General features: G+C 56.1%; 15 protein-coding genes. 2 read left to right on the forward strand and 13 right to left on the reverse strand.

Annotation, left to right across the window (positions count from 1 at the left end):
• Position 1 precedes the first annotated feature (1 nt).
• Both ACCQ08_RS20420 and apaG read right to left on the reverse strand, forming a co-directional pair.
• Positions 2-2095, reverse strand: coding sequence for a site-specific recombinase (locus ACCQ08_RS20420; protein ID WP_373450819.1), 2094 nt, complete (start codon positions 2093-2095; stop codon positions 2-4).
• Entirely contained in the window at positions 2095-2505 is a 411-nt protein-coding gene (apaG, locus tag ACCQ08_RS20425) for a Co2+/Mg2+ efflux protein ApaG (protein WP_239810481.1), read from the reverse strand. Before apaG ends, ACCQ08_RS20420 begins: the two co-directional genes overlap by 1 nt.
• Positions 2506-2555: 50 nt before the next feature.
• Between apaG and rpe the strand changes: the two genes are divergently transcribed.
• Positions 2556-3236, forward strand: coding sequence for a ribulose-phosphate 3-epimerase (gene rpe, locus ACCQ08_RS20430; protein WP_312459629.1), 681 nt, complete (start codon positions 2556-2558; stop codon positions 3234-3236).
• A 93-nt stretch (positions 3237-3329) separates the two neighbouring features.
• Here rpe and ACCQ08_RS20435 read toward each other — a convergent pair whose 3' ends face one another.
• The 6 genes from ACCQ08_RS20435 to ACCQ08_RS20460 form a co-directional block, all read right to left on the reverse strand.
• Entirely contained in the window at positions 3330-3752 is a 423-nt protein-coding gene (locus ACCQ08_RS20435) for a type IV pilin protein (protein WP_305852708.1), read from the reverse strand.
• A gap of 12 nt (positions 3753-3764) precedes the next feature.
• Positions 3765-7376 carry a pilus assembly protein gene (locus ACCQ08_RS20440; protein WP_373450820.1) on the reverse strand — a complete coding sequence of 1204 codons (3612 nt, stop codon included), beginning with the start codon at positions 7374-7376 and terminating at the stop codon, positions 3765-3767.
• A 98-nt stretch (positions 7377-7474) separates the two neighbouring features.
• Entirely contained in the window at positions 7475-8272 is a 798-nt protein-coding gene (locus tag ACCQ08_RS20445) for a PilX N-terminal domain-containing pilus assembly protein (protein WP_239810484.1), read from the reverse strand.
• Between the two features lie 21 nt (positions 8273-8293).
• Positions 8294-9241, reverse strand: a complete 948-nt coding sequence (locus tag ACCQ08_RS20450) for a PilW family protein (RefSeq protein WP_373450821.1) — start codon at positions 9239-9241, stop codon at positions 8294-8296.
• A 31-nt stretch (positions 9242-9272) separates the two neighbouring features.
• Positions 9273-9902: a type IV pilus modification protein PilV gene (pilV, locus tag ACCQ08_RS20455; RefSeq protein WP_239810485.1), complete on the reverse strand. Its 630-nt coding sequence runs from the start codon at positions 9900-9902 to the stop codon at positions 9273-9275.
• A 65-nt stretch (positions 9903-9967) separates the two neighbouring features.
• On the reverse strand, positions 9968-10564 hold the full coding sequence (locus ACCQ08_RS20460; RefSeq protein WP_373450822.1) for a GspH/FimT family pseudopilin: 597 nt from the start codon (positions 10562-10564) through the stop codon (positions 9968-9970).
• A gap of 290 nt (positions 10565-10854) precedes the next feature.
• On the opposite strand from ACCQ08_RS20460, the gene ACCQ08_RS20465 reads away from it, so the two are divergent.
• Entirely contained in the window at positions 10855-12039 is a 1185-nt protein-coding gene (locus ACCQ08_RS20465) for a TniQ family protein (RefSeq protein WP_339521138.1), read from the forward strand.
• Positions 12040-12333: 294 nt separating this feature from the next.
• Here ACCQ08_RS20465 and ACCQ08_RS20470 read toward each other — a convergent pair whose 3' ends face one another.
• The 5 genes from ACCQ08_RS20470 to ACCQ08_RS20490 form a co-directional block, all read right to left on the reverse strand.
• Positions 12334-13689, reverse strand: coding sequence for a TniQ family protein (locus ACCQ08_RS20470; RefSeq protein WP_373450823.1), 1356 nt, complete (start codon positions 13687-13689; stop codon positions 12334-12336).
• A 7-nt stretch (positions 13690-13696) separates the two neighbouring features.
• The gene (locus tag ACCQ08_RS20475; protein WP_373450824.1) at positions 13697-15187 is read right to left on the reverse strand and encodes a TniB family NTP-binding protein; all 1491 of its coding nucleotides are present in this window, start codon (positions 15185-15187) and stop codon (positions 13697-13699) included.
• Positions 15184-17472, reverse strand: coding sequence for a hypothetical protein (locus tag ACCQ08_RS20480; protein WP_373450825.1), 2289 nt, complete (start codon positions 17470-17472; stop codon positions 15184-15186). Before ACCQ08_RS20480 ends, ACCQ08_RS20475 begins: the two co-directional genes overlap by 4 nt.
• Positions 17469-18050, reverse strand: coding sequence for a hypothetical protein (locus ACCQ08_RS20485; RefSeq protein WP_373450826.1), 582 nt, complete (start codon positions 18048-18050; stop codon positions 17469-17471). Before ACCQ08_RS20485 ends, ACCQ08_RS20480 begins: the two co-directional genes overlap by 4 nt.
• A 583-nt stretch (positions 18051-18633) precedes the next feature.
• On the reverse strand, positions 18634-18840 hold the full coding sequence (locus ACCQ08_RS20490; protein WP_373450827.1) for a hypothetical protein: 207 nt from the start codon (positions 18838-18840) through the stop codon (positions 18634-18636).
• Positions 18841-19379: the final 539 nt, after the last annotated feature.

The raw sequence follows: 19379 nt of genomic DNA on the forward strand, positions 1-19379 counted from the left end.
GTCAGTGCTCTCCTGGTGGGGTGTGGCGGCTCAGGCGCAGCGGCAGCAAAAAGCTCAGCGGCCGCGTCAGCACCCGCTTGATCAGCGCCTTGTAGATGTGCGAGCGCTCGACATTGCTGACGTTTTGCGCGCGCAAGGCCAGGCGGAATGCGAGGTAGAAGCTGACCAGGATGTTGAAGCCGCCCAGCAGCGGCAGCGCCGCCACGCAAAGCCAGAAGCCGTGGAAATGCAGCACGCCCAGGCCCATGCTGGTGGCGGCTGCGGCGATCTGGCCGGCGGCCAGGGTCACATGGCGGATATCGAGCGGCAGGCCAAAGAACTGGGCCACCACGGGGATCAGGCCCAGCATGAACCCCAACGAAATGTTCGAGGCAAAGCCGGAGATATTGCGACGCATGAAAGCCGCCCAGCGCGCAGCCCGCGCCTTGCCCAGAAAGCGCGTGATGCGCGGGTTGTAGCGAATCGCCGAGTCCATGTGGTGCAGCACGAACCAGTTCTCGGTCCAGCCGGCGATGATGCTGGAGGAGAACAGCAACACCCCGGTGAAGGCCGCATAGAACACCGAAGGCCCCCAGAGGCTGAGCGACTTCAAGGTCTGCTCGGCCTCATGCTGGTCGATAAAGGGCGCGCCGGTGGCGCGGGCCCAGCCCCAGGTCAGCAGCAGCACCATGGGGAAGACGGTGAACACATTGCCCAGCACGGCGGCCACCTGGGAGCGCACCAGGTAGCTGACCTCGTCGACAAACGACGCAATGCCTGCCTCGGTATCGCCCGATTCCTTGAGCTTGGCGGCCATCGCCGGCGCGGTCATCGCTGGCTGCTTGGTGGCGACGGTGAAGTGCAGCAGCTGGATCAGCACAAAGCTGATCGCGTAGTTGATGCCCGCCAGGAATCCCGCCCAGAACGCGGAAATGGCAATCGCGTGCAACGAGAACTTGATCAAGGTGGTGAAAGCCATCACCAGGCCGCCTCCGGCCGCCTTGCGCGCCATCTGCGCGTATTCGCGCTTGTCGCGGGTGATGTAATGCTCACCGGTCTCGGCGCTGCGCTCGGCCACCTTGGAGGCCAGCAAGGACGAGTTGGACGAGATCAGCGCGCGGATGCTCTGGCGCTCCAGTCCGACGGCCACCAGGTGGGCCAGCAGCTTGGCGGTGATGACCTTGGGGTTGGCCGACAGCAGGCAGTCGAGCAGCTCGCGCACGCGCAGGATGCGCATGCGCAGCTGGCGCAGCCGGAACACGACGCCCACGGACACGCCATTGTCCTCAAAATGCTCGTAGATCGAGGCGACGGCTGCGCGGCACTCATCGAGGCTGCGGCGCACGGTTTCTTCGGCTTCGAGCACCTGCGCCGCCTTGGGGCTGGGGTGCAGCATCGCGCGGCGCAGCTCTTCCACACCGCTGATGAGGCTGTAGAAGGGCTGCGTGTTCTTGGCACTGCCGCTCATGCGCAGGCGCAGCTCCGGCGCAAAGCCGGCCGCCAGAATCTGACCGGCGCAATAGGTGATCGCATTGAGCACCAGGTGCTGCCACGGCGAGAGCCGGTTGCCGTAATGCTCCAGGCCGGCGATGCTGCCGGCATCCACATCGCTTTGGGCGATCTGGGTGGGGACGACCATCACCTCCAGCGACACAAAGCCGGGCGACAGCAGCTGGGCAATGCGCTCCAGCAAGGGCTTGTCCATGGCCTTGAGCCACTGCGCATCGAAAGGCGTGTGCAGTGCCATCGAAAACAGCACGGTCGCATCGATCGTCTCCGGCGTGGAGGGCAGCAGTTTCCAGCGCAGGCGCTCGGCCATCTCATTGAAGAACGCGGTGCGGGGTGCAAAACCAAAGTCGGCCAGCAGCGCGGTCAGGTCGATGGTCTGCAGCTGCACGGCCCACCAGCGCTGTACTTTCTCTCGCAGTGCGGCATTGCCATCGATCGCGTCCAGCAACTGGCTGACGCGGGCAAGGGCTGCATCGACCGAGTTCTGCTGGCCGCGGATCCAGGCGAAGATCTCGATGATCCAGAGGTTGCGCTCGGCCAGTGGCGCATCGGGGTTGAGACCCGCCAGCAGTTGTGGCAGCGGGTCTTGCTTTTTCTTGCGGAACATCAGTGCAGCACTCGTCCTTGCGCCAGGTCGTCATCTTGGGCGGGGTACTGGGTGGCATCGAGCGTGAAGCGCGGGATCGGGCAGTCAAAAGTGTGTGCCTCGTCGCTGATGCACAGATAGCTGCCTTCCATGCTGCCCTGGGGTGTGGCCAGGCGGCACTGGCTTTGGTATTCAAAGGATTCGCCGGGTGCGAGCAGCGGCTGGTGGCCCACCACGCCCAGGCCCTTGACCTCCTGGACCAGTCCAGTCGCATCCTTGATGATCCAGTGCCGTGCAATCAGCTGCGCAGGCACATCACCACTGTTTCTAATGATGATGCTATAGATAAAGTGAAACACGCCGGCCTCGGGCATGGACTGCTCAGGCAGGTACTGCGGTGTCACCGACACCTCAAACTGGAACTTTGGCATGTGAAACTGGATTGAAGTCAGGTAGAAATACTAACTGCGACAATAGAGGGATGAGTTCCACCTACCGAATTGCCCCCTCGATCCTGTCTGCAGACTTTGCCCGCCTGGGCGATGAAGTGCGCAACGTACTGGCCGCTGGCGCGGACTGGATACATTTTGACGTCATGGACAACCACTACGTCCCCAATCTGACCTTCGGCCCCATGGTCTGTGCGGCCTTGAAGCCCCACGCGATCCGGGCTGACGGCACGCCGGCGCCGATCGACGTGCACCTGATGGTGCAGCCGGTGGACGAGCTGGCCGCCGCCTTTGCGCAGGCAGGCGCCGACTATATCAGCTTCCACCCCGATGCTTCGGCCCACGTGCACCGCAGCATCCAGGCCATCAAGTCACAGGGCTGCAAGGCCGGTCTGGTATTCAATCCCGCGATGCCGCTGGACGTGCTGGACTGGGTGATCGAGGACATCGACCTGGTCCTGCTGATGAGCGTCAACCCCGGTTTTGGCGGCCAGAGCTTCATCGACTCGACCCTGCGCAAGATCGAAGCCACCCGCAAGCGTATCGACGCCAGCGGCAAGGACATCCGCCTGGAAGTCGACGGCGGCATCAAGGAAACCAATATCCGCCGCGTGGCGGATGCGGGGGCCGATACCTTTGTGGCGGGTAGTGCAATTTTTGGCAAACCCGATTACAAGGCGGTGATTGACCAGATGCGGGTGGCACTGGGGTGATGGTTTTGCCCTGAGGATGGGCGGTAAAAAGGCTCCGGCAATGGGTTGCCGGAGCCTTTTTTGTTGCGGGGCTCGCCGAAGTCTCGCGCGCGCTTATTTGCTCCAGCAGCTGCTGTCGTAACCCGATGCACCTTCGGTTTTACCGTTGGCGCCCTGCAGGCCGGTGTTCGTCAACGTGTAGTTGCCGCACTTGTCGTTCGCTTGCGCGTTTTGAGCGGTCGCCGTCAATGTGAAGGTTGAGCCATTGGAGTTCAGGCTGATTGCATAGCGTCCCGAAGGCATGGTGCTCATGCTGGTAGGCAAACTCGTTGGGTAGGTACCGTTGGCAGTTGCCGCACGCTCCATCCACTGCGCCGCCTGCAGCAGCGTGGCACGCGCGTCGGCGCGGTGACCACGCCGGATGTACTCGTTATAGCTGGGCAGCGCGATCGCCGTCAGGATGCCCACCACGGCGACCACGATCATCAACTCGATCAGTGTGAAGCCGCGTTGCTTCGTCACGGTTCTTGGATTCATTGCTGTTCCTTCTTACTGCAGCTGGCGCCAGGTGGGGCGCAAGGTTTGTTCAGGCATGCGCAGCAGTGCCTCCATATTGTTGATGCAGCGGTCACCGGTACAGGTACTGATATCGAGCATCTGCGTCTCCGATGCGGCGACCTGCGAGTGCGAGCCCTTGTCCACCTGCGCACGGGACGCATTGCCGTTGTCCGAGGCACTGAACGAGGTATTGCTGCCCAGGTTGATCAGCTGGATGCTGGGCTTTTTGCCATCCATGATATTGACCATCGTACGGTACTGGCGCTCACTATCGACCGACGTGGAGTCACAGCTCTCCCGGTTGACATCGACATCCTGTCCCTTCGCAGGGACCTGGGTATAGGCAAGCAGGATATTGGTGTTGTCATAGAGCTCCAGGTTCTTAAGCGCGCGCTCGCCCACTGCCGGAAGGTCCATGTACCAGCCGTTGTAGGTGGGGCCCCAGGTGGTCTTGTCGAGCGTGTCCACTTCGTCCACGCGGCCGCCCACGCCTCCGGCGATGTTGAGCTCGGCGATTGACCGTTTGGCCAGCCCTGCAGTGGTCACGCCCGTACCCAAGGCAGCGGGTGCCGGCACTGCCAGACATTCCGCAGGCGCAGAGGACGTGCAGGGCTTGCCGGGATGCACTTCCAGCCATTGGCTGGATCCTTCCGTTTTTCTTACCCGGTAGCGCGTGTTGTCCAGCACCGAATAGATGCTTTGTACCAGCACATCGCTGGGGTCATTGCGGCTGACATTGCGGCCGGTGCCAAAGGCGACCATCATGCCGCCCACAGGTACGGTTTTCTTCGTGCCATCGGACTGGGTCACCTCCTTGACCCGGTCATTGGCGCGCGCCGTGGGTGCCACCGTGATCGGCTGGACATTGGTGCGGGCGGAGGAACTGAGGGCCGAGGGACCACGCGCGGTGAACAGCGGAGAGCCGCTGAAGGCCACGTTCCATTCGCTGGCAACATCGCTGGTCAGGTCGAATTTCCAGATATTGCCAAGGTTGTCGCCCGCATAGGCGATGTCGATGCGTCCATCGCCGTTCAGGTCGATCAAGCGCGGCGCTGACAGGCCGTTGTCATTGGCATTGCCGGTGCCGGCGGTGGCGGTTGTCACTGGAATGCGAACCAGCTCCTGGCCCTTGTCCAGGTACTGGATCAGCAGCACCGGGCGCTGGTTGGTGCTGTTATAGCCATTGCCCATTACCGCTGCCCAGCGGCCGTTGTTCATGCGGGTGATTTGTGTGGTGCGCAGGAAGTCCGTTTCATCCATCACTGGCTTGGCCGTGATGTGGCCAATGTCGCGGTCCTCTTCTGCGGTGGCAATGCAGGCAGTGCGTTGCGCTCCGGTCAGCGCGGTGCAATCCAGAGGGTCAGCCACGCCACGGGTACGGTCCAGGCGTACCAGGGTGTTGGCATTGGCTGCCGTAAAGCTGGGAGCGCTGGAGGTGCTGCCGGCTGCGGGATTGGTCACATCCAGCACAAAGTAGCCTTTGCCGCCGGCCCCCATCGTGCCCACCAGCAGGGTGCGCCAGTCTGCAATGTAAGCCTGGTTGCCTGGCGTGGTTTCCCTGACGCCTCCGAGCTCCACATCACCCGTCATCGGTGAGCCATCGACAAAGTACTGGTGGGTATAGCCCGAGCTCGCCAGGTTCTTGAGCGATGTCAAAGCGCCATTGGGGATGTACGCCAGCTTCTCCGAGCCATCGGTCGCGGAGAAGCCATGCAGCATGCCATCATTGCCGCCGACATACACCATGGGGACGCGGTCTTTCTGCGCTTGCACAAAGCTGCTGTAGCCTTGCAGCGCATAGGTGCCTGAGGGGGCGCCGGTGTACCAGACGCCGGAGTTGATGATATCGCCTTGGCGGCTCTTGCGCTCGCGGAATGGCTTGGCGGTGGTGTAGCCGGTGGTGTCCGAGCCTTCCAAGGTGCGATCACCTCGGATGAAGTTCACAATGCTCTCACCGCTGGTGGCGATGGGCGTGGCACTGGCCAGCCCGATCTTGGCTTTCTGTGCGGTGCTCAGGTAGGTCTGGTCGCTGGCCCACTTGAACTGGACACCGCCCTTGTCACCCGATGTCGTGCTGGTCTTGGTGACCCACTGGTCACTCCACCCCAGAATCAAGCGGTTCGTCACGCCGGTCAACGCATCGAGCAGGTCGGCGGTCGTTTTGTTTTCCCAGGCTGGTGTGCTGGTGCCGCTCTTGCTCACCGTTCGGGCCGCCACATAGCCCTTCCAGCTGGAATCGGGCTGGTAGCCTGCTGTGAAGGTGGCCACGTCGTAGCGCGCCGCGTTTGAGCCGCTGCTGACAGACGAGGTCAGATCGGCATCGGTCTGCGTGTTGATCTGGCCAAAGATTTCGCGGAAGGCCTTCTCCAGGTCTTCACCTTTTTGCACCGCGTAGAAGCGGCCCCGGCCGTTGATGGCCGAATGCCACAGATCCAGTGCGCGGACTTCTTCCCCGCCGCTATTCATATCGGGCCAGGTCTTGGTGCCATTGACCAGGTCGGGGAAGCTGCCGTCATAGCCAAAAGGCACCATGCTGGACGAAGCGCTGATGTTGTACTTGGCCTCGTTGTAGGTCTGCTTCCAGGTGTAGGACAGCGCACTGAAGCCAATGGTGTAGGTCACCATGTGCGGCCAGGTGGCAGGGTTGTAGCGGGGGTTCCAATAACGGTCCAAGGTGGCGGTGGTGCTGCCATTGGTGAACGTCTCGGTGGCGGGCGCTTTGCGGTAGTCGGAAGTGGGCTGCATGGTGCCCGTCCAGCCCGTGGTATGCGGTGGCACTGCCCAGCTGTAGAAGGCCCAATCCGCCAGCGTATAGTCAAATGCATCACGGTACAAAGCACTCTTGGCGCGGTCGGCGGCTGTGGTGCCGCCGTAGACCGTGCCGTCCGGCAAGGTCAGGTTGGTCGTGTTGTCCGTTTGGGCAGGTTTGGTGGCGGTACTGTTCCAGCGTCCGTCCGTCATGATGATGTGGTAGCTGCGGCGGCAGGCCAGGTAAGGCGATCCCGTCGTGCCAGGCACCGACGCCCAGGGACTGTTGGTCGATAGAGGTCGCCGCATGTAGCCATCGGCCTGCGAGAACATCTTGTGCGATGGCGTGCCGTTCACGGCGCTCAGTCCATTGATAAAGCTGATCAGGTTGTCGCGGTGGCTGGTGTTCAGCACGCGCATCGAATTGGTCTTCATCGTGGTGCTGTCGACACTGTCGGCGCCCGATGCATTGCCGTTGTTCCACATGGCCTGCCAGGACATGCGCACCTTGCCGTCAGGCAGCAGGGACGTATCGCGCAACACGCCACCGCTGCCGCCGTTACCGATGAGTGCGTACTTCAGCACATTGATACGCCGTGCAGACACGGGCCAGGAGCCATCGGCATTGGGCACCTGGGTATTGCTGGCTCCCGTTTGGTTTTCCCGATCCAGCCGGTACTGCATACTGCCCGAATCATCGATAGAGATGATGATATTGGGAGCCACATAAGGCTCCTTGGTGCCAGGCGGCCCGCTGGCCAGCTCCAGGGCCCAGCTGCTGTGTGGTGCCAGTGCAGCGCATGCGGCCAAGGCCAGCAGATGTTTGCGGAATTGGGGGGTGTTGTTGTAAGCCACAGCGCCTCCTGTCGGTAGTGCGAATAGTTGGTTTCAGCCAGCTTGGCCATCAGGCCAGCGTCCTGCTGTCAAAGCGTTGAAGATCCAGAGTGGTGAGCTCAGTCCTTGAGCCGTTGGCGTGCATAGGTCTGCTGCAGGACCACCTGCGTATTGGGCTTTCGCCCATAAGCCAGGCTGGTGATGCGATAGACGACATTCGGGATCATATTGAGCGCCAAAAAGTTATTGGCCACCATGCTGTTGCCGGCACTGTCTTCGGCGACGATCAAATTCGAGTTCTTGCTGCTCTCGTCATAAGGCAGCACCTCGATCCAGTACCAGCCACCGCGGTTGGCAGCACTGCGGTCTGCGAGGATGGGATTGGCCGGGTTGCTGGCATTGCCCAGCTTGGCGCCGGTGTATTGGCCATAGCGCGCACCAATGGGTGCGCCGCCCGTGGGGGTGCTGGTCATCTGTGCCAGGGTGACGCCACGGCTTGCATCCGTGTTGTTCCAAAAATCCTGGTTGCCTTGGCGTTTGGTGCACAGGCCATTGCGGCATTTGTAGGCTTGGCTGTCCAGCGTGGCCAGCAGCTTGCCCACCGACGGCGCCTCCAATGGAATCTGGTCTGCGGTGCTTTGGCGGCAGACATCACCGGTACCACTGCACACGGAGCCGTCGGCATTTTCATTGCGGATATCCAGCTCCGCGTCCTGCAGCAGCGCTTGTCCGGCCTCGAAGGCGCGCTGGTAATCCGCATCATTGCTGACCATCATTTCTCCAAACAGGGAGGTGCGTGCCGACCACAGGGCCAGCAGCATCGACAGCATGACAAAGATGATGACGACGAACAGGGCCACGCCGCGTTGCTGGCGGAGCGGTGGGCGTTGGTCGCGAATGAAGAATCTGCCTTGCATGTTTAGGGCTCTTGGTTCGGGTTACAGCACATTGCCAATCAGCCCCTGGCTGCGCAATTGGTAGACACTGCGAAACACCATGTGCATGCGTTGGGCACGGGCCACTCCAATGGCGCTGCCGCTCATGTCGGTGGAGGAGGCGCTGGTGTAGTCCACCGAGGTGGTTCCATCACAGTCGGTATAGGTGGCGCTGCCGTTGCCCGAGGGCAGGTTCATGGGTTCGTTGCCATACAGAACAAGACAGACCTCCACCCCGGTGACCTGCCCCCAGTTGGTGCCTACGGCGGCAGCATTGACATACTGGATCTTGGGGGCGCCGCTGGCGGTATCGGTCATTCGCAAATACCGAACACGGAAGTTGGCCACATTGCCAATCACTGGTTGGGTCGTACCGGTGGTGCCGGTGCAGACCAGATTGTTGGCGTTGAGTGCAAACGCGCTGGAAATGCGCATGAAGCTGTTGTTGTCGGCGGTGTCCGAATCTTGCGGACCGCCTTGGCAATCGCGTGACAGCGACTGCGTAGCGGGGGACGTGTCGTTGACGGGGTAGACCGGCTCCTTGTAACGCCGGTACCCCAGGTTGAGCGTGGTGTTTGTACCGCTGATGGTGTCGGTCGCCGGGGAAAAAGCCCTTCCTGGAGTGGAAGAAGTGGCCTTGGCCTCGAAAGCCACTGGCAACGCATACCGGTCAATGTCCGTGCTGGTATTTTTGGAGGCATTGAGGTTGAGATACAGCGAGCCCGATTGCCGCAGCTGCTGACCGATCACGCGAAAGGCGTAGCCAGCCTGCTGCTGCAGCGCACTGGCGTCGCTGACCGTGCCCGAAGTGCCACGAGACACCATCAGCGCGCCCCCTGCTACCGCCACGACCATCAGCCCAATGGCCACGCCCACCATCAGCTCCACCAGCGTGAGGCCGCTTTGTCTGCTGCGCGTTGCGATGAAAGAGGCGCTGGCTGCGGGCGTCATCTGCAAACCATGAGGTGTTTTGTGAGGCATATCAGGTCCCTGGGCAGAAATAACGAGCTGTGCTGGTGCCCTTATAGGGCGCGCAGCGGGCGCTGACGGGGATGTACTGCAGATGGCAGGTATAGCCTTCTGCGCAGGTCACAGTAGCTCCACTGTCGGCAGCGGCGTTGATGGCCGAACGGTAGTCACTGTCGGCGCCTTTTCTCTCGTTTTCGCGCCAGCGGATCATCACGCCTAACTGACGGCGGTTGGCGGCGACGTCTTCGCCTGCAGACGTGAAGAGGTTCGCATCCCCCAGCGGCAATGCTCTGCTGACGAAAGCTTTCCATTGCGATACATCGTAGACGGCAAGCTCCGCACCCGTGCAAACAACGTTGCTGCATATTTTGCTGGGGGTAGGTGTATCGTCCCAATCGCTGATATAGCTGCTCATGTTGGCCATCGCATTGGGATTGACCTTCATGCGCTCACTCAGGTCCTCAATGAGCCGGATCGCCTGCTCTCGGCGCACGCTGGTCTGCGTGTCGCTGAGGGTGCGCAACTGCACGCCCACGATGCCCAGAATGCCCAGCGCGGCAACCACGAGGGCAATCAGCGATTCCAGCAAGCTGATGCCGCGTTGGCGGCGGGGTGCGGCAGAGATTCTCGTCAACCGGCGCATAGGACTTCTTTCTGTGTCTGAACTCGCAAGCGCTGCATGCGCTGAGCGAGGTTGGAAAAGCAGGGTCAGGAGCAGCTTGCAGTCCCTGAGTTCAACCGCCTGATCAAGCCACCGGCCTGGATGCATAGGGTCTGGGCTGCGGAATTGCTGCTGCTCGAACCTTGCGGCCAAGCGCGAAAAGTGAGCGCAGATGCGCCGTTATTGCTGAAACTCCCCCACCGATCCACACGGATCTTGCCGGTCATCGTGGTGCCCGCAGCACTCACTTCAATATCCGTGCGGGGAGATGCATTGGTCTGCCGGAGCGTCGTTTCGGCATCACCGCTTTGTGAGCCGTCGCGATTGACATCCGGAAATACCAGCCAGCCGCAGCCCCATTGCGCATCAGCGCTCGCAGCCGTGCAGTCACTGCCATTGGCCTTTTTGACGATGACGACATCCCCTGCACGCCGAATGGCTTCAGAGCGTGCGAAGTAGAGCGTGGATTGCAGATCTTCCACAGCGCTGCGTACCCGCCAGCGCTCCATCAAACCCTTGAAGCTGGGTGCTGCCAGCGACGCGAGAACCGCCACGATGGCAATGACCACCAAAAGCTCTATCGCGGTAAAGCCAGATGCCCGCCGCTGCAGTGACGAATGCCCATAATTCATGAAATGAATCATAAGTAATACTTTGCAAATAAGGGGTGCTGGACGACAAGTGGCTATCCGCGTGCGACAAGCGGCGGACCGCATTCAATGCGGCATCAGCTGATCGGGATCTGCGGCACAATCGCCGGCTGGGCCTGAAAGAATCTGTCATGACTGATGTAAACAAAACCCTGCAGCTGGAGCAACTGAATAGAGTTGAAGAAAAAGCTCTTCTGTCTCAGAGGCAACGTGAGTGTGCTGCCACTCGCACTTCGTTGGCGATAGTTGGAAAATTTGGCGACCCACGTCATGTCTTGTGAAGAATGACTGGAATAGAGTTCGAAAACCCTATGGCCGGGGCTGGTGCCACCTTAAAAAGCGGCACGTATCTTTACACTGCGCTTGTTCACAGACTTCGCTCTTCAAGCCACCTGTCGAAGAGGCAGACAGTCGCAAATTTTCTAAACTTACCGCACAACATAAAACTTCCGCTATGTATGGGATGGAATGCAGGTTACGTTAGCCGAACATACTTTGCAGGAATTCTCACACCTCAGGAACTGCTCCGCCAGCACACGCTATATGGATATCTGAATCTCTCGCAGAACATGGCTGAAGCCGATGCTCTCGAAAAATTGTTGATTCTCGGTAATCCTTACAATTCCATTGTCAGATCTGCGAGTGTTCAAAATCTTCGTTGGTGTGAATGCTGTGCGAGTATAGAGTCTGAGGCGTACGGTTTCGCAAGCTGGAAAGTTATTCATCAGATTCCCCAGGTTGCTATCTGTCACATTCATGGCAATCCTTTGCTTTCAATGTGTAAAGGCTGTGGTACAGCCATTGGAGCAGTACAGAATTTCCGTCTACCAGGTGAACCGTGCCCGAAGTGCAATAGTACTAATTTTGAAGGTGAAATTATTCACGTGCGGGATGCACATTGGTCGCTGATTAAGAATATTGCCAATGCTTTTGAGACGCAGGTGAACACATTTCGCCATAACGTATGGAATGATGAAGTTTCGCTGTTTATCTCCAACTTTCCATCTTGGGTCGATGCGCAAAAGGTAGTGGTGGATTATATCTGTCGTGAGTGGGAGGTCTCTTCGATCAAGCAGGTGTGGGAGTTAATAAATATACCTTTGTTGATTGCGGAGAATGTTTTCGAAAACGGTGACAAATATCTCTCCGTCAGAATTCTTCTGCGCCGCGTGATGCAGTTGATCTGTCCAAAAGTATCTGGAGTTCTAGGTTCTGGTGACGCGCTGCCAAGCGTTCATTCCTATCAATTATGCTTCTCAAACGTTGTTAGGCAGTATGCATCTCGTTTAGGTATCAGTAGTCGAACTACGTATGCATTGATAATGCCTTTGAGTCTTCATTCAGCTGCAGTTGCTTCAGGTCTTTCGTATACTACAATTCAACTTGCATGGAGCAAAGTCCGTAAATCGATGGTGTTGGATCTTGGGGCGGAAACAGTGAGAAATATTCTTCCTGGAAATCGTATGTAATCATGTTTGGAAACGCCAGTGCTAATTTTGGATTTGTTAGCTGTATTTCTCTATAAATTGATCAGTTTGTTTTAATATGGGTGGTGATTTCCTGATATATTTTCTGTGCCAAATTCTAGATAATTAGAAGCTCATATAAGGCACGGTTCAGATGCATTCATGCCTGTTTGGGAGTTTGGCTTTGCAGCGTCCACTGCAGAAATTAAAGGTTGTGCAAGTCACGTAGTGAATTCATATTTTCTCTATGGAAAAGCTGATCGTAGGTTTTAAAAAGTCCACCCAAATGGTTTTTGTTTAGTATTCAAACCTAAATTGCGACGAGCTTCGATTGCCCAGCGATTTCATCAAAGCAGCCAGCTGGTTGGGCGCATGTTCACGCATCCAGCGGTAGTCGGCACTGCAGTGATTTTCAATGTCAGCTCGCCGGCTTTGTGGTGCGCTTTGTACGAAGCATCGGATGCGTTCAATGCATTCAGCTTGGTGAGTGTTACGGAGACGCGATTTCCACTCGTTACGTAGTGTGGGGTCGACTTCCAACCATCTAACAACATCACGGCGGCTAACGCGTAACCGCTCCATGACGTCCGCATAGCTGTCGCAGCATTGAAACGCGTCACGGACGTATTCTGGCGCCACTAATGAATCTGTTGGAAATTCATTAAATAACGGGAGTTGGCCTTTTATGGACGGACTGCGACCCGAAGCCGCATCTGCAAAAGAGTGAATGAGCTCATGATGGGACTTCCACTCCAGAGCGTTCCATAAGACCACCCAGGCAATCGCCGTCGACTTTTTTTTTCGCCAAAGCAGTCCCGGGATTAGGCTGCCATCAATGAGTTCGTTTAGCTCGGGTTGTGCAATCCGCACTAGAGAGGAAGATCCGGTGGAAGAGAACCATCTAGCGATTCGTTCGTGCCGCATACCATTGGCTGAATGTATGACACCAATTTCCTGTAACCGGCAGATAGCGGAGCGGCGCAAAGAGAGCATGTCTATGCATGGAGTCCTTTGAAGATGGCTGCCTAATGCAGCAGCATTGCTCGCAAGTTGACTCAAGGCGTCTGGGACCACAATTGCGATCCCGTCCTCTTTACTAGGCAAACGCCATTGCTTGCGTCTTCGATAGCTCGAACGCAATGGCTCGTTATGTTGGGTACAGATTACAGCTGTCGGGTATTGGTGGACTGTATGCCATAAGGGGCGGCCGATGTTCTCTATGTCATGCTGCATGCAACGACAGCACCATTTCAGTGGATGCGTTACCTGTTGGGTGCGTGATGATCCCAACACTGCTCTCATCCAGTGCGTTGATTGTGGGTGTAGTGCTTGATAGGCGAGCTCTTTTTGCGCTTGTGCACTTAGGAACGGTAGGTAGAAGCCAGCTACCGAATGATCGCGGAGAAGCCCAAGGCAGGAAGCTGGCTCTGCTTTTGAGATAGCAGTGAACCTTTCAAGCGAATGCGGGAACTCATGTTGTCGAACAGCATGAGCGGCACCAAGAAGCTCTGAAGCTGTTGCCGCAGAGTTGCGGCAACAGCTCATGGCATGGTTTGCAGCACACCAGCTATACAGCGTCTCATCTGGATGGATTGAAAAGAGGCTGTGGGTTGCAGTGAAGCGACCTGATTTTGAAGCATCGTGCTGCATCATGACTCCTCTAGTTGGCTCGTCCCGGCTTCTTTTTTTCAACAGATTTGAGAGCTTCCAGTTGTTTAGTCATACTATCAATTAAATCTTCGCTTACTCCTAAGCGTCTAACGTCCTCGGGTGGCAATTTGCTCAGCGCTTTGAGGCGCTGAGAGATCTGATTGGTTTGCCTGGTTTGCCTAGCTTTGAAGCTACGGACGAGCTTCTCTGCCGCGGTAATTGTTACTTTTGGGGCCGCTGTATTCATGGCGTCAGTTGGACTGCGCATGACTGTATTCTTGGGTGTTTTTATCGGCCTAGTTACTGGCGGAATGTCGATGAATTGACTCGAAAGACGAGCCTCTTCTGAGGCCGCTGCTAGTGCGATTCGGCGCAAATGCTTGAAACGTGGGGAGGTTTGAGCTGCGAGATAGTCTTGTTCTCCGACCGCTGCGAAAAGGCCGCCGCGGCGGAGGGCTGACCTTTGAACCTCTTGGTGATAAGCCATAAAGAGGCCCGGCAAGCCAGCTGAGTTCTCGTTTTCGAACAGAGACCTTCTTTGCTCATCAATAGTCCATTCTTCGATAATCGAAAATTCCCTCGCGTGACGAACAAAATCACGTGCCCACCAAGGGTCTCTGCGGGGGTCTGCAGGAAAAAGCGAATGAACTCCTCCAGTACTGAAGCGGCGCATGAGCTGGCTGTAGCTGCCGAGGTGTTCAAAGGCCAAAGGGTTACCCGCGAGAACAACAGATATCCCCAAATTCATCAACTGAAGATAAAAAAGAGCGAATTCCATTCGCCAGGGGCTGTCCTCGAATGTCGATTCCTGCTTTTCGTCGACACATAGCAGTGCAACACGATGGCGAGTGAGTAGCTTGGACACTGTCACCAATAGCGAGTCTAGGTTGGTGACCCTCCGATGTTCCTCGTAGTAGGTTGTCTGGACTTTGCTGTCGAGGCACTGCAAGATGCGCTTGAGTAATGCGCCGCGTGAGCCGTTGCTCGGATGGTCGACAAGCAGATACACGCATTGCCGTAGCCGATAGTACCCACCTGTTTCAGAATTTCCATGATCGAGTACTTGTTGTGGGGCAAAGATCTCGAGCGCGCGTGTAAGTAACGCCGACTTGCCGGCAGCTGTCATGCCCGATAGGAGCATCCCGCCACCTTGGGCAGGAGTAAGCATTTTTAAAGCATCTACTGACTCAAGCACACCGATCTGATTGCACAGCTTGCGATTTGACGGGCTTAGCGGATTAGCGAGGGTCAGTGTGCGCCTAAGCAAGGACTGGATTCCGGCGGCAGGCTCAATAACAGCTGTGGTAGGCGCGAACTGGCGGTCTGCAAGATCTAGCAGAGGCTCTCTGTGACTCGTTGGAATTGCTCGCCAATTGACACCCTTAAGAGAAAAATGACTGAGCTTGCTTGGTAATTCGTTGAATGGAATAAACGGAGATATTTCATCGAAGAATGGATTTGGGCCTTCAGCCAGCTCTGGATGATCTGCTGCGTTGCTCATTTGTTGTTCCTCCAGAAGGCAGCCATGGCATCATCTGCAGCGTCTGGCGTAGCGGGTATTTCTATGGATGTTTCTTCGTCGTTGATTGCGGGCTCATGCTCTCTATCCTGCATCCGCAGAAGCTCGATTTCGTGTTTACGGTTGAGCTCCAGGTTTGACACCAATGCGGCTCGCGATGGTTTTTTCTGCAATGTGGCCAGTGCGGACTTCACATCAGCTTTTGCAGATTCCGTAATAGCGCTTTGGCGGAGGATGGTGTCCGCGCGATGCTGCTCTCGGTCGGCTGCAGAAAGGTCGTTCAACACGGCTTGTTCTTCGCAGTAGGAAACCCATTCATCTAGCGTCAAGTTCTTGATGATCGACTGGTCGCGGACAGAGTGAATGACTCTGATCATTCCTGTGCGCGTTGGTAGCCACGCTTGTGACAGATCGTTCGGATCCATCTTCACGCGGGTAAGAATATCTTTGCCTGTTAGCTTCACTTGTCTAAGGATGCCAGTCTGCGCCAATTCTTGGCTCGTGTATCGAAGTCGGAAAAGTCGCATCTTGCGGCCATGAACGCTTCCAATCAGACGAATGCCGTTCTTAGCGATCACTGCTTCTACATCTGGGAGCGTGAACGCTCTAAGCGCTTCGTAATCAACGTTTATTGAAACGTTGAGTCCCTTTCGCTCCAGCCATTGATAAATATTTTTGCGTGTTGGTGCGATGCGAGGGGTTGATAGGAGCATGTCGTCAGGCGCAAGATCTGGAACTTCTTCGACAGTGTTGTGCTTGACGATCCATTGGATCAACTCTCTCATGTATTCGGCGTAGTTCCAGAGTGCGTCAGCCGCTGGATGGGCTTCTCCTCTAGACCTGGGTTTGCCGTGCGTCGTTCCAGGCAGTCTGTGATCTAGATGGGCATGCATTCTTTTGTGTTCGGTTTCTACACTTCCCTTGGGGTCGCCACGTCTTGCAGGGGTGTAGGCAATACCAAACCCGAATTGTTGTTCGGCTTCTGTATTTATTTCTGCCTTAAGCTCTCCGTTATCCGCCACGTGGTTGCGTGCCAGCAGACCTGGAATCGCATCTTTGTCGATTTCGACACCGAACCGGCGAGCCCAAGCGCTTTTATCCTTGAGTGCTCCGTGCAGAATTGCCAACTGAGCTGTTTTCGGTGATGGACGTTCCCAGCCGCAGTAGACGCCGTAAATCATCCCAGTAAGCGTTTCTTTGAGGATGAGGCGGGTCAATGGAGGGAGTTTGTGAAGGCGGTTTCGAAAGGACACCAAGTAGACATCTGTGGATGTGCCGTCGAAAAATGATTGTTGCCCAATGGCAATAACGGTATCCCGCTCGGAGCGACCAGTAGTCTTTTGTTGTTGCCTCCACTTGGTGTCTCCAATAATCAATTCCCAAGCAGTTTTATTTGCGAGCTTGCACCCCCAGCGCATGAACTGGTCAAAACTTGGTCGATGTTCCTTAGAGAATAGAGTTGCACGCACCTCTCCAGTGGGAGTAATCTCATGGTGAGCCCAATGCGAAGCACTTGTCAGCAAGTACGCATCACGTGGAGTTCTCTCCTTTGTAATCAAGGAAAATCCATGGCCGAGGAGTTTTTTGTCTAGTTCGGAAAGCGGGTAGCCTCTGGTGGTCCAGTGGTTTGTTTTGTATAGGCGTGGGCTTCGTCCGAGTTTCTTGCTCTGTTTCTTTGCTTGTCCTGGGTTGCCACAGCGGTCGTACCCTGCAAGCAGTGCGTTCTTTTGACATCCTCCCGACCAGAATCTGTTCATCCAGTTGCGTAATGTTGAACTCGCATGACCTAGCTCTTTAGCTCGCTCGTCAATTTGATGCGCAAGGCTATCATCTTCCATAGCCTCTGATATCCGTCTTGGGAAATTGGTATCAGTCAAGCAAACAAGTGGTCTGATAGCTGTGAATCGCTTGTCACGTTCCTCAAACTGCTTGAGCAGTTTAGCTCGCGCCTTCACCTTCGTACAATTGGCCAACCGATCAGCGTCCTTCAGCGATCGAGCAGCGGAGGGCTGAACTTTGAGCACCACGCACTGCCCGCTGCGAATATACTCATTGACTTCCGCAATAGAGCGGCAGTAAGGCATGCAGTAGTACCCTTTTCTCTGATTAAGTTGGCTGCTGTGTCGCCTCTCGCAGTTGATCAGCCAGACAAGTGGATCGGGCTTGCTGAAATCCACGTCTACAACACGAGATGGCCCCGTAAGGACCGCTGAGCCTGGGCCGTTGTCGAGTATGTCCATTGAGACAAAGAGGCTTATGTTGCTCATGCGTCCGCTCCTAACCATGCACTACGCAGTTGCTGTCTCAATACAATGCCTCCTCTTTGTAGCGGTTCAGCGGGATCGAACGGAAGTGTCAGGTCATGATCAACGTCAAGTCGCCATAAGGCCAAATGGAAATACTTTTGTAGTTCGGAAAAAGAGCAAGAGCAGCGCAAGGCAATGCGATTGAGAATGCTTAAAGGGCTATGGGCATAGCCATGCTCACCTAATGACTCCACCACCTGCCAGTACAGTGGAGTTATGAGCGATTGCATCGTTGTAGTTGGTGCAAGCGCGTCAATATTTGTTGCTAGCTCCTGAGAAAATTGCTCAGCGTGAACGATCACATGTCTGATCTGACATTCCACGCAGTAGCGACGAGCAAGCTCTATGCGTTCTTTGATGCGAGACAGGATGTTGGGCTCAAGTACGATTTCCTCGGGCTTGTTGTCTAATGCGACAAGCAACCAACTACCGTCGTGGCGCTTCCATGTTGTCAGGACGTCTATCGTGCCAATGTAAGGCAGACTCGTACCCGGGAAATTTCCATGTCGAATCCGCGCTTCGGAAGCGATATCAATCAAACCCCTGACTGGGGCAACATCTTCAATCCCACCTAGACCTACTGAGGGATGCTGATGCTCCCAAGGCCACATTGGAAACTGCTCGCGAACATCCTTAGCGCCGAGCCAACAGGCAAGTTGGATCGTCCGTCGCTCAGCTATCGCGCGAAAGTGATGTAGTCGTGCAAATTCGGGAGAGGGCAGATGGCCCACAAAGCTGACGGGAGACGAGTCGCGCTTTGTGACTCGCAGCCGAGGCTTGTATCTCTGGAAATGTCCTTGCCCGTATCCAGCACGAATCAGAGCTTCGAGCTTCTTTGTGGTCATTCGTCCCGATTGGGATGGGGGAGGGTTCTTGGAGCGAGCGAACTCCCCAACACTGAAGTCGGATGCGGTCCACATAGGTCAAGCCTTTCTTTAGGAATCCACTTGTGCAAATTTGTGCACGAGAAAGCTTGACCCTCCGCCCTGATGCGGATAAATTTGGACCTGTCGGATCCTTGGGACTAGCTTCTCGGGGTTACAAAACCTCGGGTGTCAGCCCGAGGTTTTGTTTTTTCTGCGATGACGCAGGCAGTCGGTACGTAACCGTTAGCGTGAGGGGCTATTTCAAACCAAGCTCCTTTGCGATTTGTGCGCTTTTGCCTCTCAGGCACTTTCGCCCGCCTTTAAGGATCGTATAAACAAGCCAAGGGCTGTATCCATGCTCTTTCGCCCACGAAACTACAGAAATACCGTTTTTTCGGAAGTATTCCCAAGTCATGGGAGGCTTTCCGGCGGCGGCAGTTTCTGATAGTGAAGGCTGATGCATGAATGTGATGGAAATAGCGACTTTGAATGTGCGGCAGTCAATATTACCTACAATTTTTTATAACTTTCATTGAGTTTTTTTATTTTTAGCCGCCGCACTCTTCAACATAAAATTATCTCTATTAATTTTTTTTCTATTTGTCTCTCTCGCTAAAGCCGATCGAGGTGGCTGCAAGTAAATATCACGTTTAATAATATTGCAGACGAATAGAAAAACCCTTGGCTTCTTATGGGATTGAGGAGGCTAAAGTGTTTCAATTAGGTTCGGCGTGAACACGAGTCTCCGGCACAAGCTGTATGTTCGGCGATCCCGTAGTGCAACATCCACTGCGCTGAGAGTCGCTAACATCAGTGCCCAAAAGACCAGCATGAACCAGCTATGCTTCATGTACTCAGGACAAGACTACCCGTTGGCAAAGAGCTGTTGCTGCAGTTGCAGCCACAGATACTCTCCTTCTCTCCCCCTCCAAAGGTGGCACACGCAAGGTAAGCGTCCGGTCATCCCATCTTGACTCGCAATAGCGTGCGGCGAAGGCGTTT

It is taken from the genome of Comamonas sp. SY3 (genome assembly GCF_041730275.1).
In the GTDB taxonomy this organism is placed as follows: Bacteria; Pseudomonadota; Gammaproteobacteria; order Burkholderiales; family Burkholderiaceae_C; genus Comamonas; species Comamonas sediminis.

Coding starts and splice junctions, on each gene's coding strand:
- ACCQ08_RS20420 (WP_373450819.1), bottom strand. CDS start 2,095: ATGTTCCGCAAGAAAAAGCAAGACCCGCTGCCACAACTGCTGGCGGGT.
- apaG (WP_239810481.1), bottom strand. CDS start 2,505: ATGCCAAAGTTCCAGTTTGAGGTGTCGGTGACACCGCAGTACCTGCCT.
- rpe (WP_312459629.1), top strand. CDS start 2,556: ATGAGTTCCACCTACCGAATTGCCCCCTCGATCCTGTCTGCAGACTTT.
- ACCQ08_RS20435 (WP_305852708.1), bottom strand. CDS start 3,752: ATGAATCCAAGAACCGTGACGAAGCAACGCGGCTTCACACTGATCGAG.
- ACCQ08_RS20445 (WP_239810484.1), bottom strand. CDS start 8,272: ATGCAAGGCAGATTCTTCATTCGCGACCAACGCCCACCGCTCCGCCAG.
- ACCQ08_RS20450 (WP_373450821.1), bottom strand. CDS start 9,241: ATGACGCCCGCAGCCAGCGCCTCTTTCATCGCAACGCGCAGCAGACAA.
- pilV (WP_239810485.1), bottom strand. CDS start 9,902: ATGCGCCGGTTGACGAGAATCTCTGCCGCACCCCGCCGCCAACGCGGC.
- ACCQ08_RS20460 (WP_373450822.1), bottom strand. CDS start 10,564: ATGATTCATTTCATGAATTATGGGCATTCGTCACTGCAGCGGCGGGCA.
- ACCQ08_RS20465 (WP_339521138.1), top strand. CDS start 10,855: ATGACTGGAATAGAGTTCGAAAACCCTATGGCCGGGGCTGGTGCCACC.
- ACCQ08_RS20470 (WP_373450823.1), bottom strand. CDS start 13,689: ATGATGCAGCACGATGCTTCAAAATCAGGTCGCTTCACTGCAACCCAC.
- ACCQ08_RS20475 (WP_373450824.1), bottom strand. CDS start 15,187: ATGAGCAACGCAGCAGATCATCCAGAGCTGGCTGAAGGCCCAAATCCA.
- ACCQ08_RS20480 (WP_373450825.1), bottom strand. CDS start 17,472: ATGAGCAACATAAGCCTCTTTGTCTCAATGGACATACTCGACAACGGC.
- ACCQ08_RS20490 (WP_373450827.1), bottom strand. CDS start 18,840: ATGCATCAGCCTTCACTATCAGAAACTGCCGCCGCCGGAAAGCCTCCC.